Source organism: Pseudomonas vranovensis DSM 16006, from assembly GCF_000425805.1.
Taxonomy (GTDB): domain Bacteria; phylum Pseudomonadota; class Gammaproteobacteria; order Pseudomonadales; family Pseudomonadaceae; genus Aquipseudomonas; species Aquipseudomonas vranovensis.
This window is the reverse complement of sequence record NZ_AUED01000017.1, coordinates 142,219-165,206: the sequence shown is the minus strand read 5'-3', so window position 1 is coordinate 165,206 and position 22,988 is coordinate 142,219. Positions and strand designations below refer to the sequence as shown.

The window sequence follows — 22,988 nt, the reverse complement described above, 5'->3', positions numbered from 1 at the left end:
GCGTTCTGGGAGATCACACGGAGGTTTGAAGCTTAGCGCACACCTTCCTGGCGAAGCGCTGCGGGCTGGAAGTCACTGAGGGTGGCCGTGAAACCGAAGTCATACGCCCGTTTTTCCTCGTTCTTCATGCCCAGTGCCAAGTAGCGACCCGACTGCAGGTCGTAGATGGCTTCCAGGGTGTACCACGGCACCTGGACGTTGTAATAGTCCTGGGAGTGGGCCTCGGAAACGCGCCACAGTTGGTTGCGACCGTCATACTGGTCGATCACTGCAGCCTGCCAGGTGTCTTCGTCGATGTAGAAGTCACGCTTGGCGTAGATATGACGCTGGCCTGGCTTGAGGGTTGCTACCACGTGCCAGACACGGCGCAGCTCGTAGCGGCTCAGGTCCTGGTTGATGTGACCGGGCTTGATGATGTCCGCATACTTGAGCTTTGGATCGTCGAGCTTGTAGCTGTTGGAGGCGATGTACATCTCCTTCTTGCCTTCCAGTTTCCAGTCGTAACGGTCTGGCGCGCCGTTGAACATGTCCAGGTTGTCGGAGGTACGCAGGCCGTCGGCCGCGGTACCCGGACCATCGTAGGACACTTGCGGGGCCTGGCGTACACGACGCTGGCCGGCGTTGTAGACCCACGCCTTGCGCGGTTCCTTGACCTGGTCGAGGGTCTCGTGGACCAGCAGTACGGTACCGGCCAGGCGCGCTGGCGCCGTCACCTTCTGCTTGAAGTAGAACAGCACGTTGCCAGGGTTGGCCGGGTCGTAGCCCTTGATGCGGTCACGGAAGACGAACTGGTCCTGGAAGTACACCAGGCTGAACGAGCCGTTCTGCTGTGGCGTGGCCTGGGTCACCAGGCGGGTCACGCTGCCGCCGCGGTAACGGGTGATGTGGTTCCAGATCACCTCGACACCGTCCTTGGGAATCGGGAACGGCACGGCAGTGTCGAAGTTCTCCAGGCCGTTGCCACCGGCTACCAGCTTGGTGGTGGTGGCGTTCTTCTTGATCGCGGCGAACACTTCATCCGGCACTGTGGAGCCACGATGGGTCGGGTACACCGGGATCTTGTAGGTGTCCGGGTAGCGCTTGAACATCGCGACCTGGCCAGGGGACAGTTTGTCCTTGTACTGGTCGACGTTCTGCGCCGTGATGGTGTACAGCGGCTTCTCGTTGGCATAGGGGTCAGCCAGGAAGCCCTTGGCATCGACCGCGCCCGCCGTCTTGCCCAGCGGCTTCCAGGCGCTGATCGAACCATCGGCGTTACCGGCCTTTTCAGCACCCATCGGGGTCAGCGTGCTACCCAGCTTGGCCGCCTCGTCGGCGGACACCGCCGCCATGACGCTGGTGGCCAGCAGCGACAAACCCAATACACCGGCTTGCAGCAGATTCTTGGTCATTTTCATATTCATGCTCGTCCTGAATCCGTGTTCTTAGAAGTTCACGCCGAAGCTGAGGGCGATGAAATCGCGATCATCCACAGTGGTGTACTTACCGTCGAAGAAGTTGGTGTACGACAGGCTGGTGGTGTAGGTGTTCTGGTACTCGGCGTCCAGGCCCAGGCTGATTGCCTTGCGCCCTTCCTCGAAGTTGCCGCCAGGGCCCGGGGAGTAGCCGGAAACGTCGTGGGACCAGGCCACGTTGGGCTTGAGGTTGACCCCGGCGAAGACGTCCGGGTAGTCCCAGATCGCCCGGGCACGGTAGCCCCAGGAAGTGCTGGTGGTGTAGCCGTCGTTCTCGCACTTGCGGCTGAGGTTGGCGGTCGAGGCGCCTGGGCCGGCACCGGCGATGGTGCTGGTGTTGAGCGCAACGCAGGTGTCCTGGCCGCCAGTGGCCGGCAACGGACCTGGACCGTAGACCGGGTCACGGCCATAACGGACTTCATGGGCGTTCTCCAGGCCGCCGACATGGGTCACGCCCACTTCACCTACCAGGGTCAGACGGCTGGCGCCCATGACCTGGTCGAAGAAGTGCGTCAGGGTGGTCTGGAACTGGGTCACTTCCTTGCGGCGGTAGCCGTTCAGGTCCTGGCCCGGTACACCGTTGAGCAGGGAGGCGTTGGCCACCGCACCGCCAATCGGACGCACACCGGCGAACAGGATGTCGGTGGTGTTGAGCTGTACCGGCGCGTTCGGACGGTAGCTGATTTCACCGCTCCACGCCGTGCCGGTAGGTAAGGTGGTGGAGAAACTCAGGCCGTACAGGCGAATGTCTTCAGGGTATTCGACGAAGTACTCGGAGTTGCCTGCCACGATCAACGGAGCCAGTGGGCGCAACTGCGCAGGCAGGCTGGCGAGGCTTGCGTACACCGACGGGTCGGCGCCGTGGGCACTGAAGATCGGCGCGCGGCTGTGATAGTTCATGAAGTAGGCGCCGAACTCGGTATCCAGCGGTTCGAACATATAGCGCAGGGCCACGCCGAACTGGCCGCTGTCACGGGCATCACGGTCAGCGCCGCGGCGCACCATCACGCCTTCTTCGTTGATGTTCACGCCACGGCTGGCGAGGAACTGCTGGGCCGCTGCCGGCACGGTGCGGCTGCTGTTGAGCACGCGCAGGTTGTCGGTACAGCCGTCGGCGATGATGTCCGGCTGGGAGAAGAAGGTGCCGCAGTTGTCGACGACCGTCTGGTCCCATTCGATCTGGTAGAAGGCTTCGGCCGAGAGCGTGTCGGTCAGGCTCTGGGAAACATAGAACATGTTGACCGGGATCAGGCCTTCCTTGACCTCGGCGCCGGGACGTCGAAAGGCGGCCACGTCGACCGGGTTGATCGAGTTGATACCGTTCTGGATAAAGGTACTTTCACCCCAGCTGACCACCTGCTTGCCCAGGCGCACCGAGCCTGGCTGATCGGCGATCGAGTAGTTGTGGTAGACGAAGGCGTCGAGGATCTGGCCGCCGGAGGACTGGGCGCCCTCTTTGCGGTTGTCGTCGCTGATGTCCTTGAACTCGCGGTGTTCATCCTTGAGCTCGAAGTCGTACCAGTACTTGCCCCGGACAAACACACCGGTATCACCGTACTTGAGCTCCAGGTCGTGGATGCCCTTGAAGATCTTCGAGAAGGTTTCACCGCGCTTGAAGTTCAGGTGGCCATCGTCGGAGGTCTGGGACAGGCCCTTGCCGCCGTTGTTGACGCCGATCAGGTTCTCGTTCGGCTTGGCGGTCGACCAGCTGGCGCCCACGGATAGCGACGAGTCGAATTGACCTTCGATTTCACCGATGTTGAAGCTGACGCCGAATGCAGGACCGGCGAGCGTAGAAGCGAGGCTGACGGCCAGTGGCAGTTTTGCCCGGCGCCAGAACAGATTTACTGATGTCATCGACGCTACTCCATGTACTTTTATTTTTATGGCAGTGAGTCCTTTGCAGAAACGACCCGTTCGACCTGGTGTGAGCTCACCGAATGGCCGCGCGAGTGGCTTTGGCACATGCATGTGCACCCCCCGTTCCTGAAAATCCCCTGACCCGACTATAGCCAGCAGGTACTGGCGCTTGATCCCTCTAAAGTGTGATTTGCATGCTTGCCCCTTCGATGCGGTCGCTATGCCCCACCGCGGCACAACCTCGGGAAGGATGGCTGAAAAATCTCGTTTGACAAGGCCGTCATGTGTCTAGCCTGCGGGTCACGCCCTATCGGGCGTGACCCGCTTGCATTCAGAGGGTGGACAGAAATGTACTGTTACTTGCCTGCCACTGGGTGATGTCCAGGCGGATACGCTTCTTGTCGAGCTTGCCGACACTGGTCTTGGGAATTTCGGTAACAAGGGCAATCTGGCTGGGAATCGCCCACTTGTTGATATGTCCCAGCTCCACGAACGGCTTGAGGTGTTCCTTGAGCAGCTTGGCGTCGACGCTCTGGCCTTCGTGTACCACCAACAGGGCAAACGGGCGTTCGCCCCACTGCGGATCGGCCACGCCGACCACGGCCACTTCGCGAATGGCGGGGTGTCGGCTGATCAGGTCTTCAAGCTCAAGGGACGAGATCCACTCGCCACCGGTCTTGATCACATCCTTGATGCGGTCGCGGATATCGATCACACCCATGCTGTCGAGGGTGGCCACATCGCCTGTGTGCAACCAGCCGCCTTCCCACAGTTCGCGACCTTTTTCCGCTTCGCGGAAGTAGCCCATGGTCAGCCAGGGCGCACGCAGCACCAGCTCGCCCTGGGTTTCACCATCGGCCGGGAGGAAGTTGCCTTCGCCATCGACAATCGCCGCCTCCACCATCGGTACCGGTACCCCGGCCTTGATCCGGTAGGTAATGCATTCGTCTTCGCTGCCCGCCAACAGTTCGTCGTTGAGGTGGGCGGCAGACACCAAGGGGCACGTCTCCGACATGCCGTAGGCCGCGGTCAGCTGGATGCCTCGGGCCTTGGCGGCCTCATACAGGGCGCGGTTGAGCGAACTGCCGCCAATGATGATCTTCCAGCCGCCGAAATCCTGGCCCTGCGCACCCTTGGCATTGAGCAGCATCTGCAGGATGGTCGGCACGCAGTGGGAAAAGGTGACCTTCTCGTTGCGCCACAGCTCGCACATCATTTCCGGCTCGTAGCGCCCCGGATACACCTGCTTGATCCCGAGCATGGTCGCCACATAGGGAATGCCCCAGGCGTGAACATGGAACATCGGGGTGATGGGCATGTACACATCATCGCTGCCCAGCAGGCGCACGCTGTCGATACTGCCGGTGACAGCGGCGGCGGCCAGGGTGTGCAGCACCAGTTGGCGGTGAGTGAAGTACACCCCCTTGGGGTTACCGGTGGTGCCGGTGGTGTAGAAGGTGGTGGCCACCGAGTTCTCGTCGAAATCCGGGAAGTCGTAGACCGGGCTAGCCGCTGCCAGCAACTGCTCGTACTCCCCCACCAGGTTCGGCAGGTCGGCAGTCTTGGCATCGCCATCGGTCAGCAGAAGGGTTTTCTCCACCGTGGTCAGCTGCCCGGCAATCGCCTGGTAGAGGCCGACGAAGTCGCTGTTGACCAGCACGAAGCGGTCGTCGGCGTGATTCATGGTGTAGAGGATCTGCTCGGGTGACAGGCGCACGTTGATGGTGTGAACCACCGCGCCAATCATCGGGATGGCAAACATGCACTCCAGGTAACGATGGCTGTCCCAGTCCATCACCGCCACGGTGTCACCGCCCTTGACCCCGGCCTCGGTGAGTACGTTGGCCAGACGGGCGATGCGCTCGTTGAGGGTCAGGTAGTTGTAGCGCAACCGGTCGCGGTAGACGATTTCGCGGGTTTTCTCGTAGCGGCTGCCGGACAGCAACAAACGCTTGATCAGCAGCGGATACTGATAGGCGCCCTCGGCGGGAGGAATGACACGAGTCTGCAACATAAGAGTCCCTTTTCTAGAGTGCACAAGCGGGGCAAGACATAACCCACTCTAGAACGCCGCAACGCCGGCCAAATCAGCCAAAGGAATGATTTGACCGGCAAAGGGTTAGCGGCAAATCGCTATCAGTGCATCTCGGTCAAGGCGATTTTCACACCCAGGGCAATCAGCACCGCGCCCATGGTGCGGTCGAACCAGTGCCCCATGCGGGCAAAGCCGGCACGCACGCGCTGCTGGCTGAACAGCATGGCCACCAGGCAGAACCACAGGCCGGTGGCTGCAGCCAGGTACACGCCGTAACCGGCCTGAATGGCCAGCGGGGTGTGCGGATTGATCACCACGGTGAACAGCGACAGGAAGAACAGCGTGGCCTTGGGGTTCAGGCCGTTGGTCATGAAGCCGGCGACAAAGGCGGCGCGCGGTGTGCGTTCGACGGTCGAGGCCTGGATCGCCTCGCTGCCCGGTGCGGCTGGGCCCGCACGCAGCGCCTTGAAGCCGATGTACAGCAGGTAGGCGGCAGCCAGCCACTTGAGTGCGTTGAACAGCACGATCGACTGCGACACGATCAGGCCGATACCCAGCAGCGAGTAACCCACATGCAGGAAAATCGCCATGCCCACGCCAAAGGCCGTCCAGGTGCCGGCGCGACGGCCGTGGGTCACGCTCTCGCGTACCACCACGGCAAAATCGGGACCGGGGCTGGCCACGGCCAGCAGGTGAATCAAGGCAACAGTGAGAAATTCAGCCCAATACATGGGGGCTCCTTGCGCTGAGGGATGAAAAAGAAAAGTACATTACGCCTTGGACACACAAAGTAACAACCTGTGCAGGAGCAACGGTCTTGAACCACGACCGCTACGCGGTCGATCGAAGGCTGTCGCCAGCGGCTACCCCGGTTTGCCTTGCCACCTGTAGCCGCTGCCGAGGAACGAGGCTGCGATCGACGGCGCAGCGCTCGCCACTCAGGTCGCTTGACTCTCCCCTCGGGGGCAACCCCTGGCCTCATCGCTTTTCAGGATGCTCCCACCTTCGATGAGCAAACGTGTACGGGTCATTCTCGGCCATCCTTCACGCCAAAGCTTTTGCGCCGCCTTGAGCACTGCCTATGCCACCAATGCCCGCACCGGATGCCGGGGCTGCAACAAATGCGCCGTACCGCCCTGGGCTTCTGTGGAATCAGGCCGCAAAAGACGTTAACGTTCGGCCCGATCATCCGCCTCGAACAGACCCGCTACGACTGCATCACCTATCCCACCTGAGCCCCTCGTCAATCATTGGAGCCGCCCATGTCCGCCCCTCGCCGCGCCGTATTCCTCGACCACCTTTCCCTGGACCTTGGCGACCTGAGCCTGGCGCGCCTGCGCAGTTGCTTCGACGAGCTGCAGCTGTTCCCGGCCACCCCGCCCGATCACGTTGCCGAGCGCTTGCAAGGTGCAACCGTGGCCATCAGCAACAAGGTGATGATCAATGCCGCCACCCTGGCCGCCTGCCCTGATCTCAAGCTGATTCTGGTAGCCGCCACCGGTACCAACAATGTCGACCTGCAGGCCGCCCGCGCCCAGGGCGTCATGGTCAGCAATTGTCAGGGCTATGGCACCCCGTCGGTCGCCCAGCACACCCTGGCCCTGCTGCTGGCCCTGGCCACGCGCCTGCCGGACTATCAAAAAGCCGTGGCGGCAGGTCAATGGGGCCAGGCCAAGCAGTTCTGCCTGCTGGACTTCCCTATCGTCGAACTGGAAGGCAAGACCCTCGGCCTGCTCGGTCATGGCGAACTGGGTGGCGCAGTAGCGCGCCTGGCCGAGGCCTTCGGCATGCGTGTGCTGCTCGGCCAACTGCCAGGGCGCCCGCCACGGGAAGACCGCCTGGCGCTGGATGAGCTGCTGCCACAAATCGATGCCCTGACCCTGCACTGCCCTCTCAATGAACACACCCGCAACCTCATCGGCGCCCGCGAACTGGCGTTGCTCAAGCCGGGCGCCTTTGTCATCAACACGGCGCGCGGCGGCCTGATCGACGAACAGGCACTGGCCGACACGTTGCGCGCCGGGCACCTCGGCGGCGCGGCCACCGATGTGCTGACGGTCGAGCCACCGGTCGATGGCAACCCGCTGTTGGCGCATGACATCCCCCGCCTGATCGTCACGCCGCACAGCGCCTGGGGCGCGGTGGAGTCGCGCCAGCGCATCGTCGAGCAACTGAGCGAGAACGCCGAGGCCTTTTTTGCCGGCAACCCGCGCCGACAGGTCGGCTAAGCCAGCGCCAGCTCTGGTAAACTGCGCCACTTTTTCAGGAGCCGCCGTCCATGGACCCGCGCAGTGAAGTGTTGCTTCGTCAGGCCGAACTTTTCCAGGGCTCGCTGCTGCTGGCTGGCCTGCCCGCCGACGATCTGCTCGGCAAGCTGCCGGCCGCCGGTGGCTGGTGCTGGCATGCCGGGGATCAGGCTGCGCTCGATGCCCGCTTCGGCGGTCGTAGCCACTTTGGCGTAGAAGCACCGGCCCATGGCTTCGACGCCGCCGTGCTGTTTCTGCCCAAGTCCCGCGACCTGGCCAACTACCTGCTCAATGCCCTCGCCTCGCGCCTGGCCGGGCGCGAACTGTACCTGGTCGGCGAAAAACGCGGGGGGATCGAAGGCGCAGCCAAGCAACTGCACGCCTTCGGCAAGCCGCGCAAGCTCGACAGCGCCCGTCATTGCCAACTGTGGCAGGTCACGGTCGAACACGCCCCTGAGGCCAGGCCACTGGAAAGCCTGGCTGAGTACTTCCAGTTGCCGCTGGTCGATGGTGCATTGCAGATCGTCACCCTGCCGGGTGTGTTCAGCCACGGCCGCCTGGACCGGGGCACCGCGCTGCTGCTGGAGCACCTGGACCACCTGCCGGTCGGCAAGGTGCTCGATTTCGGCTGTGGCGCAGGTGTGCTCGGCGCTACCCTCAAGCGCCGCTACCCGCAAAGCCAGGTGACGATGCTGGATGTCGACGCCTTTGCCGTGGCCAGCAGTCGCCTGACCCTGGCGGCCAATGGCCTGGACGCCGAGGTGATCTGCGGTGATGGCATCGACGCAGCCCCCCGTGGCCTGGATGTGATCCTGAGCAATCCACCGTTCCATACCGGTGTTCATACCAATTACCAGGCATCGGAAACCCTGCTGAAAAAATCAGCCGATCATCTGCAAAAAGGTGGCGAACTTCGCCTTGTTGCCAATAGCTTCCTGCGCTACCAGCCGCTGATCGAAGGCGCGCTTGGCAACTGCCAGGTACGTGCCGAAGGGCAAGGCTTCAAGATCTACCAGGCAACACGGGGATAAAAACAGCGCTTGCCGAAACGGATTTGCCTAGGCAGAATCCGCTCCGTCCTAGGGGAGTAGTCTCCCGCGAGCGCCCTGCTCGCCCGGTACGCGTCAACATACTTGGTCCACAGACCATGGCGCGTACGACCCACGGTCCGCACAGACGGACCCAGGGTTTGACAAGACCTATGACACGCACACCTTACCCGGGGCGGGAAGGCTGTACGTGTCATAGCCGTGTCGACCCGCCCCCGTAGGAATCCTGATGCTGGAATCATTGCTCGTACCGACCGCGATCGTGGCCCTCGCCGAAATTGGCGACAAGACCCAACTGCTCGCGCTCATCCTCGCCGCCCGCTTTCGCAAGCCCTGGCCGATCATCGCCGGTATCATCGCCGCCACCCTGGCCAACCATGCCGCAGCGGGTGCCGTTGGCGCCTGGGTCAGCACCTTCTTCTCCGCCGCCACCCTGCACTGGATCCTTGCTGCCAGCTTTGCTGCCACTGCGCTGTGGACATTGATTCCCGACAAAATGGACGATGACGAAGCCAGCACGGCCCGTCGCTTCGGTCCGTTCCTGACAACCCTGATTGCGTTCTTCATCGCTGAAATCGGTGACAAGACCCAGGTAGCCACGGTCATGCTGGCAGCCCAGTATCCGCACCTGATCATGGTCATTATCGGAACCACCCTGGGCATGCTGATTGCCAACGTACCGGTGGTATTGGCGGGCAACTTCGCCGCCGAGAAACTGCCGCTGACCCTGATCCGTCGCCTGGCGTCGGCCGCCTTCTTCGTACTGGCGGGCGTGGCGGTGTATTCGGCGATGCAGGTCAGTGGCTGGTTTGGGTAATTGATCGCGGGACAACCCCGCTCCCACTGTTTTTTGGGAGCGGGGTTGCCCCGCGATGCTTTCAGTTACTTCTTTGCCTGCTCATACAACGGCATCACTTTAGGAATCGCCGCCCGCAGCGAAGTCTGGCGGCTGTCAGAGGCCGGGTGAGTGCTCATGAACTCAGGCTGCGAGCCACCGGAAGCGGCGGCCATCTTGTCCCACAGGGTGATGGCAGCATTCGGGTTGTAGCCAGCACGGGCCGCCAGTTCCAGGCCGATCAGGTCGGCTTCGTTCTCGTTGGCGCGACTGTTGGGCAGGGTCATGCTGTACTGCACCACGGTGTCGGCAAGCGCCAGGCTGTCCTGGCCCAGGCCCAGCAAGGCCCCGGCGCCGGAGCGCGCCATCTGGATGCCGTAGGCCTTGGACATGGCTTCACGGCCATGTTCACGCAAGGCGTGGGCGATTTCATGGCCCATGACCGCGGCGATCTCGTCATCGGTCAGCTTGAGCTTGTCGATCAGGCCGGTGTAGAAAAAGATCTTGCCGCCCGGCCCGCAGTTGGCGTTGAGCTCGTCGCTCTTGATCAGATTGACCTCCCAGTTCCATTGCGCCGCATCCGGGCGGAACTTGGGCGCCTGGGCAATCAGGCGGTCGGCGATCACCTGCACACGCTTGGCCGTGGCGCTGGTCTTGTCGACGGCGCCCTGGTTGGAGGCCTCGCTCAAGGTCTGCTGGTAAGACTGTGCATACATCTGATTGACCTCGTCGGTCGACAGCATGCTGAACATGTATTGCTTACGCTCGACACCCACGGCGCCGCCGCTGGTGGTGTTCACTGCCTGGCATCCAGCAAGCAGTACGCTGGCACTCAGGGCGCCAATGACAAAAGACTTACGCATGAAAACACTCCATTCGAACATGCCGCGTATCCTAGGCCGACTCGATTGAGCCCGCTACACCCCCGACGAAGAATTCTCCAGACGGCACTCATGCTTTGACCTGCACGGGCCGATAACGCAAGGCAGACGAATTTTCTTGCGCGTGGAGCCTTTCATGAAGTTCAGGTCGATCCAGTTTTCCGTCGCCGCCCTCGCCGGTGCCATTGTCTTGAGCATTGTCGCCGCCCTGGTGCTCTACGCCGTGTATTCCGGCCAGCGTACCCAAGAGCTGGTGCAAACCCGCACCCAGCAGCAGTTCGAGGCGGTGATCGAGCAGCGCCTGACCGCCCTGGCCCGCACCCAGGTGAGTGAAATCCAGCGCGGCCTGGAAGCGCCTCTGCTGATCGCTCGCGGCCTGGCCACCACTAACGCCATGCTGGGCATGAAGGATGCCAGCGGCAATCCCCAACTGGTCATCGAACGCCCGCAACTGATCGCGCTGCTCAAGCAGACCGTCGTGACCAATCCGCTGATCCTGGGCACCTATCTGGGCTGGGAAGCCGGCGCCCTGGACAACGACGACAACCGTTTCGTCGGCACCTCCATCACCGGCATCGACAGCGTCACCGGCCGCTTCCTGCCCTGGTGGTTCCGCAATGATGACGGCAGCCTGGGCCTGGACAAGCTGGCCGACGTCAACGACCAGACCATCCTGGCCACGGGTGTGCGCGCCAGTGAGTACTACCTGTGCCCACGGGAGTCGAAGAAGGCCTGCGTGATCGACCCGGCGCCTTACGAGGTCGGCAACAAGGTGGTGATGCTCGCGTCATTCGTCGAGCCCATCATGATCGATGGCAAGTTCCAAGGCATCGCTGGTGCCGACCTGTCGGTGAACTTCATCCAGGAACTGCTCAATACGGCGGATCAGCAACTGTATGACGGTGCCGGCGAGCTGGCACTGGTGTCTGGCAACGGCCGCCTGGTGGCGTTCACCAAAGACCCGGGCAAGTTCGGTGCAAAAGCCAGCGAGGCCCTCGACGCGGGCGCCGCTGCCACACTGAGCCAGCTCAGCGGTGAAACCCTGCGCTACCAGGTCAATCAGGGCGCCAATCGCATCGAGCTGTACCTGCCCTTCAAGATCGGCAACACCGACGCTCGCTGGACTCTGCTGCTGGAGTTGCCGCTGAGTGCGGTAATGGCCGACATCAATAAACTGCAGGATGAACTCAGTGCCCAACGCCGCACCGACCTCACCGGCATGACCGTGGTGGGCCTGGGTATTGCGGCCCTGGGCCTGCTGGTGATCTGGCTGCTGGCCCACGGCATCGCCCGCCCACTGCGCCAGATGGTCGCCATGCTCGATGACATCGCCCAGGGCGAAGGCGACCTGACCCGGCGCCTGAGCAGCGACCGCGCCGATGAACTGGGCTCGATCGCCAAAGGCTTCAATACCTTCCTGAGCAAGCTGCAGGCGATGATCAGCCAGGTGGTGGCCTCGGTGCAGAAGGTCAGCGACTCCTCGGAGCACACCGCCGACATCGCCATCCGCACCAACCAGGGCGTACACAAGCAAATGGCCGAGATCGACCTGGTGGCCACCGCCGTACACGAAATGACCGCCACCGCCCAGGATGTGGCACGTAACGCCACTCATGCCGCCCAGGCCGCCAGCAACGCCGACCAGGCCGCCCACCAGGGCCTGCAGATTGTGCGTGATACCTCCCACTCGATCAGCGCCCTGGCCGACGAGATTGGCCGGGCGGTAAGCGTGGTGCAGACCCTGGCCCGCGACAGCGAGAACATCAACGCCATCCTCACCGCCATCCGCGCCATTGCCGAGCAGACCAACCTGCTGGCCCTGAACGCGGCCATCGAGGCAGCGCGTGCCGGTGAACAAGGCCGTGGCTTTGCGGTGGTGGCCGACGAGGTGCGCAACCTGGCGCAGAAAACCCAGCAGGCCACCGAAGAAATCCAGCAGATGATCCAGCAACTGCAGCAAGGTACTCGCGATGTGGTACGGGTGATGGAAGACAGCCAGGGCAAGACCGACGACAGCGTGCAACAGGCCGCACGCGCTGCCCAGGCGCTGGAAAGCATCACCCAGGCGGTGTCGGTGATCAACGACATGAACACCCAGATCGCCAGTGCGGCAGAAGAGCAGAGCGCGGTGGCCGAGGACATCAACCGCAATGTGATCAATATCGGACAGGTGGCCAATGAAGTGGCCGGTGGCGCGGATGAGTCGAGTACCGCCAGTGCCGAATTGACCAAGCTGGCCGAGCAACAGCGACGCTTGATCAATCAGTTCAGGGTTTGAATTCATCGCCGCCGCGGGAGCGGGCTTGCCCCGCGAAAGCGCCGTCAAGCCGGAGTCAAACACTCCGGCCCATTGAGCTTCGGATCATTCACAAAATTGGCCAGCACCCGCTCACGCAAGGGGGCCTGGGTGCTGGCCAGCAATTCAAACAGCCGCGCCGAGGGTGTCTCGGGATCCAGCCACATCGCTTGCCCTGCAGCATCGAGGATCAGCGGGCGACGCTGATTCACTGCAGCCTGGGTCACCACCGCCGTGCTCAACCAGACCTGGTCCTGCACCGGGTACGCCTCCCAGATCGCCGCAAAGAACAGCGAAGAGCCCTCTCCCGGTGTCAACCAGTACGGTCGCTTGCGCTGGGTACCGCGCCACTCGTAGAAACCATTGGCCGGCATCAGGCAACGGCGCACCCGAAAAGCCTCGCGAAACATCGGCTGCTCGGCCAGGGTCTCGGCCCGAGCATGGGCGGGCGTGCGCGAAAGGTCAGTGAGCCAGGCCGGGGTCAATCCCCAGCGCGCTCGTGCAAGCGCCGGCTGGCCGTCGAGCTGGCGCTGGATCAGTACCGAGTTACCCGGGGAAATGTTCCATTGCGCCTGCTGGTCGGTCGGGAACCCCGGCAATGCAGCAAAGGCAGGAGACCAGCGAAACAGCGCATAACGTCCACACATGAGGGATAGAGACCTAGCAAATCAGGGTTCCGGGAACACTCTCCGGCTCGTCGCCAACCAGTGGCTGGGCAGCATTGTACGCGGCGATCAACTGGCGTGCGTAATCGGCCTGGTCATCCGCCACTGCCAGCCCCAACAACCCCTGCATCGGCAGGTCCCCCATGGCGCCGATCAGGTCGCGCCCCACCAGGTGAACCGTGACCCCCTCACTGTCTAGCATCCCCATCAGCATTTGCGCTTCCAGCAGGCTTTCCGGCTCATAGATTCGTTGCATCAGTCATTCTCACCGTAGACATCAAGCATCCATTCGTCACCATGCACCTGTAATACAAAGCGGATGGGCTTGCAGCACACCTGGCAGTCCTCGATGTACTCCTGGTCACCACCGGACAGGTCCACTGTCGTCTCGACTTCTTCACCGCAATAAGGACAATCGTAGAACGCAGCTTCGAGCATCGCGGCCTCCACAGTGACTTGTGCGTATAATTGCCGGTCTATTTACAGGACCTGCGCGTGCTCGAACCGTTTTTCGAGCCCCGGCCCTACCTATTACCCTAGCCGTTTCCAACAAGAGAGCATGATGGGCGAATTCGATGCCATCCGACCGTACGACGACGCTGAGGTCCCTGCCGTTCTGGCACGCCTGCTCAGCGACCCGGCATTTCTCGATATCCTCACCCACTTCCGCTTCCCGCGCATGGCCGGTGCCTTCGGTTGGCTGCTCAAGCCGCTGATCGCCCGGCGCCTGCGCAAAGAGTTCGCCGGGGTCAGCTGCGTCTCGACCCTGCAGGACAAGGTCGAGTACTACGTCGACCACACCATTGAGCGCGCCACCGACGGGGTGACCTACACCGGCGTCGAACTGCTCAAGTCCGGCACCGCTTACCTGTTCCTGGCCAACCATCGCGACATCGTCATGGACCCGGCGTTCGTCAACTATGCGGTATATCACGCCGGCCTGCCCACGCCACGGATCGCCATCGGCGACAACCTGCTGCAGAAGCCGTTCGTCAGCGACATGATGCGTCTGAACAAGAGCTTTATCGTTCACCGCTCCATTACCGGCCGCCGGGAAAAGCTCGCTGCCTACCAGCTGTTGTCGGCGTATATCAATCATTCGATCCGCAACGACGGCCAATCGATCTGGATCGCCCAGGCTGAAGGGCGGGCCAAGGACGGCGACGATCGCACTGATTCGGCGATCCTCAAAATGTTCCACATGAGCCGCAAGGACGAGCCGTTCGGCACAGTGATCCAGTCACTGAACCTGAGCCCGGTGTCGATCAGCTACGAATACGACCCGTGTGACCAGGCCAAGGCCCGGGAGCTGTTCATTCGCGCCACCACCGGCACCTACAGCAAGGCACCGGGTGAGGATGACCTGAGCATTGCCCAGGGCATTACCGGCTACAAAGGCCGGGTACACATCAACTTCGCCCCGCCAGTGACCGCGTTCTTCGAGGACACCAAGCAATTGGCGGTAGAGATCGATCGGCAGATCCTGGGTGGCTACCGGCTGTTCCCGGTGCACTACCTGGCGTATGCACAGTGGGCCGATGCCGATCCGGCACTGGAGGTGCCCAAGGCCGACAAGCTGTTCCCGGCCGATGAGCTGGCCCGTGCCCAGGCCGAATGGCAGCGCCGCCTGGACGCCTGCCCGGCCGAGCACCGGCCGTACCTGGTGTTGCAGTATGCGATGCCGGTGCGCAATCAGTATCGGGTCAAGGCGGGCTTGGGGCTGTAGCGCGATCGCGGGGCGAGGTCTCGACTTGCCCCGCGAAGTTTCATACCCAGGTACTGAACCAGGACAGCAGCAGGGCCAGCGCCAGGAAGGCAAAGCCCAGAATGTAGTAGAAGCGGTTGATACGCAGGGTCATGCCATCGACCACCGCCTCATCGCTCACAGCGCCCGCAAGGGCCTGGGCCTCGCGACGCCGGGCACTGTGCAGCAGCAGGCCGCCAGGGCAGGTAATCAGCAGCGCCAGCACGTTGATCAGCTTGGCCGGATGGGCGGCAATCAGCGCCCAGAGCATTTGCAACGACATTACACAACCTCGAAGTCATACATCGGCGGGCATTCTAACCAAGCCTGCGTACAAGTCCTGTGCTTTTCGACCAACGACAAGCTGCGTCATACGATCGTCATCCACACGCGCGAACATACCGACCCTCGTGACCAAATGGAGCTTGTGATGTTGCACGCCGAAAACCAGGACCGCCTCTACCTGATCGCCCCAAGTGAAGAACAGCAAGCGTTGATCGACGGTTTGGCCTTCAACGTCCAGGACCGCCAATGGTTGGTGTATTGCGCCTTGGGTGGCCACGCCCACGACGACCTGCCCGAGGTCGACGGCCAGACTGGCATCAGTGTGCTGGACTTCTACGTCGAGGCGGCCTGAACCTGCGCGCACAAAAAAAGCCCGATGCCTGCGGTGCAGCCATCGGGCTTTTTTATGCGTCGGGTTTACTCGCCCAGGATCTGGCCGATGGCCTGGTCCTTGAACAGGCGAGTCAGGGCGTCGCTGAGTACGTCGCTGACCAGCTTGGTATTGGTTTCCTGGTTCGGCGCCATGCCGAAGCGCTGGTCCAGGGAGGCGCCGTAGCGGCCGCTGTAGCGACGGTTGGCATTGGAGACGTCAGCCTTGAAAGTGGCGCCAATGGTGGCTTCGGTCACGTACATGCCCTCCTTGGGCGACTGGTACTTGAGCTCGGCCAGGGTCACGGTCAACTGCGGTGCGTTGTAGGCATTGGGCGTCGGGGTGAAGCCGAGCAGGCGTACAGCGGCTTCGGCCTGGGCCTGCAGCTTGGGCAGGATGTCATTGCCGGTCACGGTGATGGCGCTGGTTTCAGGGTACAGGCCACCGCGGGTGCCCAGGGTTTGGGTACCACGGCCATCAACAACCTTGACCACTACCGGCTGGCCGTGGCCGACCGGGGCGAGCTGGGCGGTCAGCTTAGGTTGCGGACTGAGCTGTTGCGGGCTGTGGGCACAACCGACCAGGGTCAGACTGGTCACCGCGATCAAACCGAACAACAAACGTTGCAACATGCTCATTTCTCCAGGATAGGCAGCAAAGGCCGCCAGTATAACCAGCACGGCGCAGCCCAGCTATCAGCGTGCCACTGGCGATTAGGACCGCCATTCAAGCCAGCGGTTCGCTGTCACAATCGCTTCATCACCCCGCGGCTATGCTGGCGCCCAGAACACTCAACGAGGAATTACGCCATGTCCCGGTTCTGGACTTCCCTGTTTGGCCGCCCACATATGCGCAGCTTCGCCCGTCTCGATAATCAGGGCCGTTGCCTGGCGTTCAAGCAGTGCGCGGTGCCACCTGGTGGCGCCGAATGGGTGGAAATCGACGAAATTCGCCTGGCCTGGCTCAACCGCCCCCTGCCCGCCAGCGCACGGGTTTGCACGCCTGCGCGCGGCAACTGGGTGCAACGCAGCCTGGCCGCCTGACGGTTGCTTCAATAAAAGTCGCTAATAAAGATCATTTCTGCCCGCGACATCGTTATAATCTCCCCCCGATTATAAGGACGTCTCCTGATCGGGCCTCGCAGCACCGCCAATGTTCATCATTGCGCATCCTCCGCACCGCCCACAGAGAGCCTTCCACACAGGTCTTGCACCAGCCAGTGTGCCTGCGTCATTTGGCCCTCTGCTCTGCCTGAACCTGCCGGGCCTGCCATCGCGCAGTCCCTTTTGAGGTTCACGACTCCAAAAGAGCGTGAAAAAACGGGTTTTCACAACTTCACGAGAGTGTGGCGAGCAATGAACAGTCTGGCATGTGCAAAAGCACCTAAAGTGTCCCGAACAGCCCTGAACAGCTGGCAAACGTGCTCATCCAGGATGAGTGCCTGAGGCCGGTCCATAACGCACGACGGACACCTTGACCATAAGTCGAATTGCCGCACCGGCCTTAAAATGCGTTCATAGGCAACGCAAAGCCCGGTTGGCGGTGTCCGCTGAAGTTGCAAAAACTGCGAAGAATCGGACATGGCGATCCTGGCAAAGCCAAGGATCCTATGCTGTCAATTTGGTGCTGTAGATTTTGGAGACGCGTTAATGGCGCAGAACGAAGCAGTCGATGTAGTACTGGTAGGGGCAGGCATCATGAGTGCCACCCTGGCCGTACTGCTCAAGGAACTCGACCCGGCAATCAAGCTGGAAGTCGTCGAGTTGATGGATTCGGGTGCCGCGGAAAGTTCCAACCCGTGGAACAACGCCGGGACCGGCCATGCCGGGCTGTGTGAACTGAACTACACGCCGCAGGCCGCCGACGGCAGCATCGACATCAAGAAAGCGGTGCACATCAACACCCAGTTCGAGGTTTCCCGGCAGTTCTGGGCCTACCTGAGCAAGAAAGGCGCATTCAGCTCGCCACGGGCGTTCATCAACCCTGTGCCGCACCTGAGCTACGTCGAAGGTGACAAAGGCGTGAGCTTCCTGAAGAAGCGCTTCGAGCTGCTCAAACAGCACCATGCCTTCTCCGAGATGGAGTACACCGAAGACAAAGCGCTGATGAGCGAGTGGATGCCGCTGATGATGCCGGGTCGCCCTGCCGACCAGAAAATCGCCGCCACCCGCGTCATGAAAGGCACCGACGTCAACTTCGGCGCCTTGACCAACAAGCTGCTCAAGCACCTGGCCAACGCGCCGGATGCCCAGGTCAAGTACTGCAAGCGTGTTACCGGCCTGCGCCGAAACGGCAGCGGCTGGACTGTCAGCATCAAGGACGTCAACAGCGGCAGCAGCCGTGAAGTCGACGCCCGCTTCGTGTTCCTCGGCGCCGGTGGCGCGGCACTGCCGCTGCTGCAAGCCTCGGGTATCGAAGAAAGCAAAGGCTTCGGCGGCTTCCCGGTCAGCGGCCAGTGGCTGCGTTGCGACAACCCGGAAGTGGTCAAGAAGCACCAGGCCAAGGTCTACAGCCAGGCAGCCGTCGGCTCGCCGCCGATGTCGGTGCCACACCTGGACACCCGCGTCGTCGACGGCAAGACCTCCCTGCTGTTCGGTCCTTACGCAGGCTTCACCACCAAGTTCCTCAAGCACGGCTCGTTCCTCGACCTGCCGCTGTCGGTACGCATGGGCAACATCGGCCCGATGCTGGCTGTGGCCCGCGACAACATGGACCTGACCAAATACCTGGTGAGCGAAGTGATGCAGTCGATGGAACAGCGTCTTGATTCGCTGCGTCGCTTCTACCCCGAGGCCAAAGCCGAGGACTGGCGCCTGGAAGTGGCCGGTCAGCGTGTGCAGATCATCAAGAAAGACCCGAAGAAAGGTGGCATCCTGCAGTTCGGTACCGAACTGGTGGCCGCCAAGGACGGTACTCTCGCCGCCCTGCTCGGTGCCTCCCCGGGCGCCTCGGTAACGGTGTCGATCATGCTGGACCTGATCGAGCGCTGCTTCCCTGAGCAAACCAAGGGTGCCTGGGCTGCCAAGCTCAAGGAAATTTTCCCGGCCCGGGAAAAGGTCCTGGCCGCCGATGCTGCGCTGTACCACAAGATCAGCGCGCACAACGACGAGGTCCTGGGCCTGGTCGAAAACAGCCCGGCGCAAAACTACGCGTAACGCACCGGCATAAAAAAACGCCCTTCGGGGCGTTTTTTTATGGGCGCGGTTCAATCAACCACGGGCTTTGCCGATGATCTCGATGTACTCGGCGCCATTGCGCTGGTCGCGGATCTGATCGACGAAGGTCTGGCCGTGCTCGTCCTTGCCGTCCAGGTCCAGCCCGGCCTCGACGAAGAAGCCGACAAAGCGCTCGAAGTCATCGATGCGCAGACCACGATAGGCCTTGACCAGCTTGTGCAGCGAAGGCGAAGTCGCATCAGCCGGCTCGTACTGCAGGAAGGATTTGACGTACTCGTCGCTGATCTCATCCCCAATCACTTGCTTTTTGTCTTTACGCATTACCGACTCCAACTGAACCATCACGGACATTTTCACGGGCCGGCAGTTTACCCCTGCCTAGCCCCGGCGCTCAACGCGCACGTACGGCCCCGGTGTGCAGATCGGCCCAGACATGGCCATTGGAATAGCTGAGGAACTGTACATAGACGGTGTCGTTGCGCAGCAAGTCGAGGATCACCTGGTACTGGCTGAGTGGGTAGTTCAGGTTCAGGACTTTGCTCTTTTCGTCGAACACCGGCTTTTTCAGGCTTTTGCTTTCGCCGTCGAAGCTGATCAACACCTGGCTCAGGGTGGCCCCCTTGCTCAACGGCTTGCCCTTGAGGCGCAGCGTCAACGGCGCTGTCACCGGAATGGGTTGCTGGTTGGACTGGCGCTGGTTGCCGACCACTACCGAGTAACTGGTGACTTGCAGCAGTTGCTGGGTCTCGGCGGCTTCCTGGCGCAGGGACAAGTCATCCGGCGGCAGGAACTGATTGTGCAGGGGGGCAGCAGCCAGAGGCATGCTCAACAGCAGAAGAAGAGGGGCAATCGCACGCATGGCAGGCTCCTTGGGGCGGCCTGGCACTTTAGCAGATTGTGGGAGCGGGCTTGCCCCGCGATGCGATGTGGCTGATAGACCACAGTCGCGAGCATGTCGAGCCGTCGCACCGCCGCTCCTGCAGTGATCTCAGGCGAACTGCGCGCGCATCCAGGCCTGGTACTCGGCCACGCCCGGTTCACCTTCACGAGGCGCCCAACCGGCCAGTTCACCGTCGCCGACGGGGCGATAAGGGCCGGACTTGCACTCGAACATCACGCTGTCCGCTTCCAGCACCACCAGGCCATGAAAGGTACCCGGCGCCAAGTCGACACCCAGGCAATCGCCACCGGCCTCGAGCACCCGCTTGTCGAGCACCGCACCCTGCTCATCGAAGATCAACAGGCCCAGCTTGCCGCGCAGCACGATCAGGCACTCGGCCTTGTCGGCCGACAGGTGCCGATGCGGCGGGATGTAGGTGGAAGGCTGCAGCCCCACCGCCATGCGGTGGCAAGGCTCTTCCATCTCGTGGAAGTTGTGATGCTGGCGACCACGGGGGTTGGCCGCCGAATCGGCTGCCAGCTCGGAAAACAACGATTGATCGAGAAAACCGGGCTGGCGCATGAGTCAGAGTCCTTTTACGGCAAAGATACCGTTGGCGTTGCGCCAGTAACCCTTGTAGTCCATGCCATAGCCGAACACATAGCGGTCGACGCAGCTCAGGCCGCAGAAGTCGGCCTTGAGTTGGGCGCTGGCCTTGCGGTCGTGGTCCTTGTCGATCAGTACGGCGGTATGCACGGCGCGGGCACCAGCATGCTTGCAGAAGTCGATAATGGCACTGAGGGTATGACCCTCGTCAAGAATGTCATCGATGATCAGTACGTCGCGGTCGATGAACGAAACTTCCGGCTTGGCTTTCCAGAACAGATCACCACCGCTGGTCTGATTGCGGTAGCGGGTGGCGTGCAGGTAGGAGGACTCGAGCGGGAACTGCAAATGAGTGAGCAGTTTGCCGGCGAAGATCAGGCCACCGTTCATCACACAGAACACCACCGGGTTGCGCTCGGCGAGCACGTCGCTGATCTGCGCGCCAACGCGGGCAATGGCGGCCTCGACTTCGGCTTCGGTGTAAAGGCAGTCAGCCTCTCGCATGACTTGACGGATATGCTCGAGATCAGCGGACATGGCGCTCTCCAAGGGGCAGCAATTGAGAAAAGCGGGCAAAGGTACGCATCCAGGGGCGTCAGATCAAGCATTTATGGACTAACGTCCAGAATGCCTATAGGACACAGGTGGCTGAATAGATTAATCTACCGCCGTTTTTTTGCCCGCCCCCCGGAGCCTTTCCCTATGCCTACCCGTGAGATCCGCCACCCGCTGATCCGTCACAAGCTCGGCCTGATGCGCCGTGCCGATATCAGCACCAAGAACTTTCGCGAACTCGCCCAGGAAGTCGGCACGCTCCTGACCTACGAAGCGACCAAAGACCTGCCACTGGAAACCTACGAAATCGACGGTTGGTGCGGCAAGGTCCAGGTCGAGAAAATCGCCGGCAAGAAGATTACTGTAGTACCGATCCTGCGTGCCGGCATCGGCATGCTCGACGGCGTGCTCAGCCTGATCCCGGGTGCCAAGGTCAGCGCCGTGGGCGTTGCCCGCAACGAGGAAACCCTGGAAGCACACACCTACCTGGAAAAGCTCGCCCCGGAAATCGACGAGCGCCTGGCCCTGATCATCGACCCGATGCTGGCCACCGGCGCCTCGATGGTTGCCACCATCGACCTGCTGAAGAAAGCCGGCTGCAAGGACATCCGCGCGATGGTGCTGGTTGCCGCCCCCGAAGGCATTGCCGTGGTCGAGAACGCCCACCCGGACGTGCAGATCTACACCGCCTCGATCGACGAGTGCCTGAATGAACACGGCTACATCATCCCGGGCCTGGGCGATGCCGGTGACAAGATCTTCGGCACTAAGCAGAAGGACGCCTGAACATGCAGCAGGAGTTCAACGACCCGCTTTGGCGCCAGGTCCTCTCTGGCGCGCAGATGCTGTTCGTCGCCTTTGGTGCCTTGGTGCTGATGCCGCTGATCACCGGCCTCGACCCTAACGTCGCGCTGTTCACTGCGGGCCTGGGAACTCTGCTGTTTCAGGTGGTGACCGGCCGTCAGGTTCCGGTCTTCCTGGCTTCAAGCTTTGCCTTCATCACCCCGATCATTCTCGCCAAAGGCCAGTTCGGCCTGGCCGAGACCATGGGCGGGATCATGGCCGCAGGTTTCGTCTATACCTTTTTGGGCCTGGCGGTGAAGATCAAGGGCACAGGCTTTATTGATCGCCTGCTGCCGCCCGTGGTGATTGGCCCGGTGATCATTTCCATTGGCCTGGCCATGGCGCCGATCGCCGCCAACATGGCCATGGGCAAGGCCGGAGACGGCACCGAGCTGCTGCCTTACAGCACGGCCATGATGATCTCCATGCCAGCCCTGCTGACCACGTTGATCGTCGCCGTGTTCGGCAAGGGCATCTTCCGCCTGGTGCCGATCATCGCTGGTGTCCTGGTAGGCTTTGGTCTGTCGTTCTACTTTGGCGTCGTCGACACCGCCAAGATCGCCGCTGCGCCTTGGCTGGCGCTGCCGAACTTCACGGCGCCGGCGTTCAACTGGCAGGCAATCCTGTTCATCGTGCCGGTTGCCCTGGCGCCCGCCATCGAGCATATCGGCGGCGTCATTGCCGTGGGTAGCGTGACCGGTCGCGACTACCTGAAGAAGCCCGGCCTGCATCGCACCCTGCTTGGCGACGGTATCGCCACCACCACTGCCGGCCTGTTTGGCGGTCCGCCCAACACCACCTACGCCGAAGTCACGGGCGCGGTGATGCTGACCAAGAACTACAACCCGAAGATCATGACCTGGGCGGCGATTTTCGCCATCACCCTGGCCTTCATCGGCAAGTTCGGCGCGCTGCTGCAAAGCATTCCGGTGCCGGTGATGGGCGGCATCCTGTGCCTGCTGTTCGGCTCGATCGCGGCGGTAGGCATGAACACCATGATCCGCCACAAGATCGACCTGGGCGAAGCTCGCAACCTGGTGATCGTCTCGGTAACGCTGGTGTTTGGTATTGGTGGCGTGCTGGTGGGTACCGGCACCGGCCCTGATGATTGGGGCCTCAAGGGTATTGCCCTGTGTGCGGTGGTCGCCATTGCGCTGAACCTGCTGCTGCCGGGGAATGACGGCTGGAAGAACAAGGTTCAGGACTGA

The 22,988-nt window shown here is 62.0% G+C and carries 24 protein-coding genes, 1 pseudogene and 1 riboswitch; of the genes and pseudogenes, 11 read left to right on the top strand and 14 right to left on the bottom strand.

Annotation, left to right across the window (positions count from 1 at the left end; translation table 11 throughout):
* Window positions 1-32: 32 nt before the first annotated feature.
* The 4 genes from H621_RS0114660 to H621_RS0114645 all read right to left on the bottom strand — a co-directional run bounded on the left by H621_RS0114660 (window position 33) and on the right by H621_RS0114645 (window position 6,080).
* Complete coding sequence (locus H621_RS0114660; protein ID WP_028944130.1) at window positions 33-1,397, bottom strand: DUF1329 domain-containing protein; 1,365 nt, start codon at window positions 1,395-1,397, stop codon at window positions 33-35.
* Between the two features lie 27 nt (window positions 1,398-1,424).
* Window positions 1,425-3,311: a DUF1302 domain-containing protein gene (locus H621_RS0114655; RefSeq protein WP_028944129.1), complete on the bottom strand. Its 1,887-nt coding sequence runs from the start codon at window positions 3,309-3,311 to the stop codon at window positions 1,425-1,427.
* Window positions 3,312-3,645: 334 nt separating this feature from the next.
* Window positions 3,646-5,328, bottom strand: coding sequence for a fatty acid--CoA ligase (locus tag H621_RS0114650; protein WP_028944128.1), 1,683 nt, complete (start codon window positions 5,326-5,328; stop codon window positions 3,646-3,648).
* A gap of 122 nt (window positions 5,329-5,450) precedes the next feature.
* Window positions 5,451-6,080, bottom strand: a complete 630-nt coding sequence (locus tag H621_RS0114645; RefSeq protein WP_028944127.1) for a LysE family translocator — start codon at window positions 6,078-6,080, stop codon at window positions 5,451-5,453.
* A 531-nt stretch (window positions 6,081-6,611) separates the two neighbouring features.
* On the opposite strand from H621_RS0114645, the gene H621_RS0114635 reads away from it, so the two are divergent.
* The 3 genes from H621_RS0114635 (at window position 6,612) to H621_RS0114625 (ending at window position 9,461) form a co-directional block, all read left to right on the top strand.
* The gene (locus H621_RS0114635) at window positions 6,612-7,577 is read left to right on the top strand and encodes a 2-hydroxyacid dehydrogenase (protein WP_028944126.1); all 966 of its coding nucleotides are present in this window, start codon (window positions 6,612-6,614) and stop codon (window positions 7,575-7,577) included.
* A gap of 50 nt (window positions 7,578-7,627) precedes the next feature.
* Window positions 7,628-8,626, top strand: coding sequence for a methyltransferase (locus tag H621_RS0114630; protein ID WP_028944125.1), 999 nt, complete (start codon window positions 7,628-7,630; stop codon window positions 8,624-8,626).
* A 38-nt stretch (window positions 8,627-8,664) separates the two neighbouring features.
* Window positions 8,665-8,786, top strand: a riboswitch (yybP-ykoY riboswitch).
* An 87-nt stretch (window positions 8,787-8,873) separates the two neighbouring features.
* A complete protein-coding gene (locus tag H621_RS0114625) occupies window positions 8,874-9,461 on the top strand; it encodes a TMEM165/GDT1 family protein (protein WP_028944124.1) in 588 nt (195 codons plus the stop codon).
* A 65-nt stretch (window positions 9,462-9,526) separates the two neighbouring features.
* Here H621_RS0114625 and H621_RS0114620 read toward each other — a convergent pair whose 3' ends face one another.
* On the bottom strand, window positions 9,527-10,342 hold the full coding sequence (locus H621_RS0114620; protein WP_028944123.1) for a M48 family metallopeptidase: 816 nt from the start codon (window positions 10,340-10,342) through the stop codon (window positions 9,527-9,529).
* 154 nt (window positions 10,343-10,496) lie between these two features.
* Here H621_RS0114620 and H621_RS29255 point away from each other — a divergent pair.
* A pseudogene (locus H621_RS29255) lies at window positions 10,497-11,783 on the top strand (methyl-accepting chemotaxis protein); the annotation flags it as partial.
* Between the two features lie 12 nt (window positions 11,784-11,795).
* A complete protein-coding gene (locus H621_RS29250; protein WP_425337422.1) occupies window positions 11,796-12,638 on the top strand; it encodes a methyl-accepting chemotaxis protein in 843 nt (280 codons plus the stop codon).
* A 44-nt stretch (window positions 12,639-12,682) separates the two neighbouring features.
* Here H621_RS29250 and H621_RS0114610 read toward each other — a convergent pair whose 3' ends face one another.
* Genes H621_RS0114610 through H621_RS0114600 form a run of 3 tightly spaced genes read right to left on the bottom strand, consistent with a single transcriptional unit; the run spans window position 12,683 to window position 13,759 of the window.
* Window positions 12,683-13,303 (bottom strand): SOS response-associated peptidase, encoded by a 621-nt coding sequence (locus tag H621_RS0114610; protein ID WP_028944121.1) that lies wholly within the window; start codon window positions 13,301-13,303, stop codon window positions 12,683-12,685.
* Between the two features lie 13 nt (window positions 13,304-13,316).
* Window positions 13,317-13,577, bottom strand: a complete 261-nt coding sequence (locus tag H621_RS0114605) for a putative signal transducing protein (RefSeq protein WP_028944120.1) — start codon at window positions 13,575-13,577, stop codon at window positions 13,317-13,319.
* Window positions 13,577-13,759 carry a CPXCG motif-containing cysteine-rich protein gene (locus tag H621_RS0114600; protein WP_028944119.1) on the bottom strand — a complete coding sequence of 61 codons (183 nt, stop codon included), beginning with the start codon at window positions 13,757-13,759 and terminating at the stop codon, window positions 13,577-13,579. The genes H621_RS0114605 and H621_RS0114600 overlap by 1 nt, the downstream gene beginning before the upstream one ends.
* A gap of 121 nt (window positions 13,760-13,880) precedes the next feature.
* Here H621_RS0114600 and H621_RS0114595 point away from each other — a divergent pair, with 121 nt between their 5' ends.
* Entirely contained in the window at window positions 13,881-15,047 is a 1,167-nt protein-coding gene (locus H621_RS0114595; RefSeq protein WP_167332118.1) for a 1-acyl-sn-glycerol-3-phosphate acyltransferase, read from the top strand.
* 40 nt (window positions 15,048-15,087) lie between these two features.
* On the opposite strand, the gene H621_RS0114590 is transcribed toward H621_RS0114595, so the two are convergent.
* Window positions 15,088-15,348 carry a hypothetical protein gene (locus tag H621_RS0114590; RefSeq protein ID WP_028944117.1) on the bottom strand — a complete coding sequence of 87 codons (261 nt, stop codon included), beginning with the start codon at window positions 15,346-15,348 and terminating at the stop codon, window positions 15,088-15,090.
* Between the two features lie 147 nt (window positions 15,349-15,495).
* Between H621_RS0114590 and H621_RS0114585 the strand changes: the two genes are divergently transcribed.
* A complete protein-coding gene (locus H621_RS0114585) occupies window positions 15,496-15,702 on the top strand; it encodes a hypothetical protein (protein WP_028944116.1) in 207 nt (68 codons plus the stop codon).
* A gap of 65 nt (window positions 15,703-15,767) precedes the next feature.
* Here H621_RS0114585 and H621_RS0114580 read toward each other — a convergent pair whose 3' ends face one another.
* Complete coding sequence (locus H621_RS0114580) at window positions 15,768-16,352, bottom strand: YajG family lipoprotein (protein WP_028944115.1); 585 nt, start codon at window positions 16,350-16,352, stop codon at window positions 15,768-15,770.
* Window positions 16,353-16,529: 177 nt separating this feature from the next.
* Between H621_RS0114580 and H621_RS0114575 the strand changes: the two genes are divergently transcribed.
* Both H621_RS0114575 and mqo read left to right on the top strand, forming a co-directional pair.
* Window positions 16,530-16,763 (top strand): hypothetical protein, encoded by a 234-nt coding sequence (locus tag H621_RS0114575; RefSeq protein WP_028944114.1) that lies wholly within the window; start codon window positions 16,530-16,532, stop codon window positions 16,761-16,763.
* Window positions 16,764-17,369: 606 nt separating this feature from the next.
* Window positions 17,370-18,875, top strand: a complete 1,506-nt coding sequence (mqo, locus tag H621_RS0114570) for a malate dehydrogenase (quinone) (protein WP_028944113.1) — start codon at window positions 17,370-17,372, stop codon at window positions 18,873-18,875.
* 54 nt (window positions 18,876-18,929) lie between these two features.
* On the opposite strand, the gene H621_RS0114565 is transcribed toward mqo, so the two are convergent.
* The 4 genes from H621_RS0114565 to H621_RS0114550 all read right to left on the bottom strand — a co-directional run bounded on the left by H621_RS0114565 (window position 18,930) and on the right by H621_RS0114550 (window position 20,919).
* Window positions 18,930-19,217, bottom strand: coding sequence for a PA4642 family protein (locus tag H621_RS0114565; protein WP_028944112.1), 288 nt, complete (start codon window positions 19,215-19,217; stop codon window positions 18,930-18,932).
* Window positions 19,218-19,287: 70 nt separating this feature from the next.
* A complete protein-coding gene (locus H621_RS0114560) occupies window positions 19,288-19,755 on the bottom strand; it encodes a hypothetical protein (protein ID WP_028944111.1) in 468 nt (155 codons plus the stop codon).
* Window positions 19,756-19,884: 129 nt separating this feature from the next.
* On the bottom strand, window positions 19,885-20,358 hold the full coding sequence (locus H621_RS0114555) for a WbuC family cupin fold metalloprotein (protein ID WP_028944110.1): 474 nt from the start codon (window positions 20,356-20,358) through the stop codon (window positions 19,885-19,887).
* Window positions 20,359-20,361: 3 nt separating this feature from the next.
* Window positions 20,362-20,919, bottom strand: coding sequence for a hypoxanthine-guanine phosphoribosyltransferase (locus H621_RS0114550; RefSeq protein WP_028944109.1), 558 nt, complete (start codon window positions 20,917-20,919; stop codon window positions 20,362-20,364).
* A 165-nt stretch (window positions 20,920-21,084) separates the two neighbouring features.
* Here H621_RS0114550 and upp point away from each other — a divergent pair, with 165 nt between their 5' ends.
* On the top strand, window positions 21,085-21,723 hold the full coding sequence (gene upp / locus H621_RS0114545) for a uracil phosphoribosyltransferase (protein ID WP_028944108.1): 639 nt from the start codon (window positions 21,085-21,087) through the stop codon (window positions 21,721-21,723).
* Window positions 21,724-21,725: 2 nt separating this feature from the next.
* Window positions 21,726-22,988: a uracil-xanthine permease family protein gene (locus H621_RS0114540; RefSeq protein WP_028944107.1), complete on the top strand. Its 1,263-nt coding sequence runs from the start codon at window positions 21,726-21,728 to the stop codon at window positions 22,986-22,988.

Coding starts and splice junctions, on each gene's coding strand:
- H621_RS0114600 (WP_028944119.1), bottom strand. CDS start 13,759: ATGCTCGAAGCTGCGTTCTACGATTGTCCTTATTGCGGTGAAGAAGTC.
- H621_RS0114620 (WP_028944123.1), bottom strand. CDS start 10,342: ATGCGTAAGTCTTTTGTCATTGGCGCCCTGAGTGCCAGCGTACTGCTT.
- H621_RS0114580 (WP_028944115.1), bottom strand. CDS start 16,352: ATGTTGCAACGTTTGTTGTTCGGTTTGATCGCGGTGACCAGTCTGACC.
- H621_RS0114575 (WP_028944114.1), top strand. CDS start 16,530: ATGTCCCGGTTCTGGACTTCCCTGTTTGGCCGCCCACATATGCGCAGC.
- H621_RS0114565 (WP_028944112.1), bottom strand. CDS start 19,217: ATGCGTAAAGACAAAAAGCAAGTGATTGGGGATGAGATCAGCGACGAG.
- mqo (WP_028944113.1), top strand. CDS start 17,370: ATGGCGCAGAACGAAGCAGTCGATGTAGTACTGGTAGGGGCAGGCATC.
- H621_RS0114585 (WP_028944116.1), top strand. CDS start 15,496: ATGTTGCACGCCGAAAACCAGGACCGCCTCTACCTGATCGCCCCAAGT.
- H621_RS0114630 (WP_028944125.1), top strand. CDS start 7,628: ATGGACCCGCGCAGTGAAGTGTTGCTTCGTCAGGCCGAACTTTTCCAG.
- H621_RS0114560 (WP_028944111.1), bottom strand. CDS start 19,755: ATGCGTGCGATTGCCCCTCTTCTTCTGCTGTTGAGCATGCCTCTGGCT.
- H621_RS0114610 (WP_028944121.1), bottom strand. CDS start 13,303: ATGTGTGGACGTTATGCGCTGTTTCGCTGGTCTCCTGCCTTTGCTGCA.
- H621_RS0114555 (WP_028944110.1), bottom strand. CDS start 20,358: ATGCGCCAGCCCGGTTTTCTCGATCAATCGTTGTTTTCCGAGCTGGCA.
- upp (WP_028944108.1), top strand. CDS start 21,085: ATGCCTACCCGTGAGATCCGCCACCCGCTGATCCGTCACAAGCTCGGC.
- H621_RS0114655 (WP_028944129.1), bottom strand. CDS start 3,311: ATGACATCAGTAAATCTGTTCTGGCGCCGGGCAAAACTGCCACTGGCC.
- H621_RS29250 (WP_425337422.1), top strand. CDS start 11,796: ATGATCAGCCAGGTGGTGGCCTCGGTGCAGAAGGTCAGCGACTCCTCG.
- H621_RS0114645 (WP_028944127.1), bottom strand. CDS start 6,080: ATGTATTGGGCTGAATTTCTCACTGTTGCCTTGATTCACCTGCTGGCC.
- H621_RS0114550 (WP_028944109.1), bottom strand. CDS start 20,919: ATGTCCGCTGATCTCGAGCATATCCGTCAAGTCATGCGAGAGGCTGAC.
- H621_RS0114605 (WP_028944120.1), bottom strand. CDS start 13,577: ATGCAACGAATCTATGAGCCGGAAAGCCTGCTGGAAGCGCAAATGCTG.
- H621_RS0114595 (WP_167332118.1), top strand. CDS start 13,881: ATGATGGGCGAATTCGATGCCATCCGACCGTACGACGACGCTGAGGTC.
- H621_RS0114590 (WP_028944117.1), bottom strand. CDS start 15,348: ATGTCGTTGCAAATGCTCTGGGCGCTGATTGCCGCCCATCCGGCCAAG.
- H621_RS0114540 (WP_028944107.1), top strand. CDS start 21,726: ATGCAGCAGGAGTTCAACGACCCGCTTTGGCGCCAGGTCCTCTCTGGC.
- H621_RS0114625 (WP_028944124.1), top strand. CDS start 8,874: ATGCTGGAATCATTGCTCGTACCGACCGCGATCGTGGCCCTCGCCGAA.
- H621_RS0114660 (WP_028944130.1), bottom strand. CDS start 1,397: ATGAAAATGACCAAGAATCTGCTGCAAGCCGGTGTATTGGGTTTGTCG.
- H621_RS0114650 (WP_028944128.1), bottom strand. CDS start 5,328: ATGTTGCAGACTCGTGTCATTCCTCCCGCCGAGGGCGCCTATCAGTAT.
- H621_RS0114635 (WP_028944126.1), top strand. CDS start 6,612: ATGTCCGCCCCTCGCCGCGCCGTATTCCTCGACCACCTTTCCCTGGAC.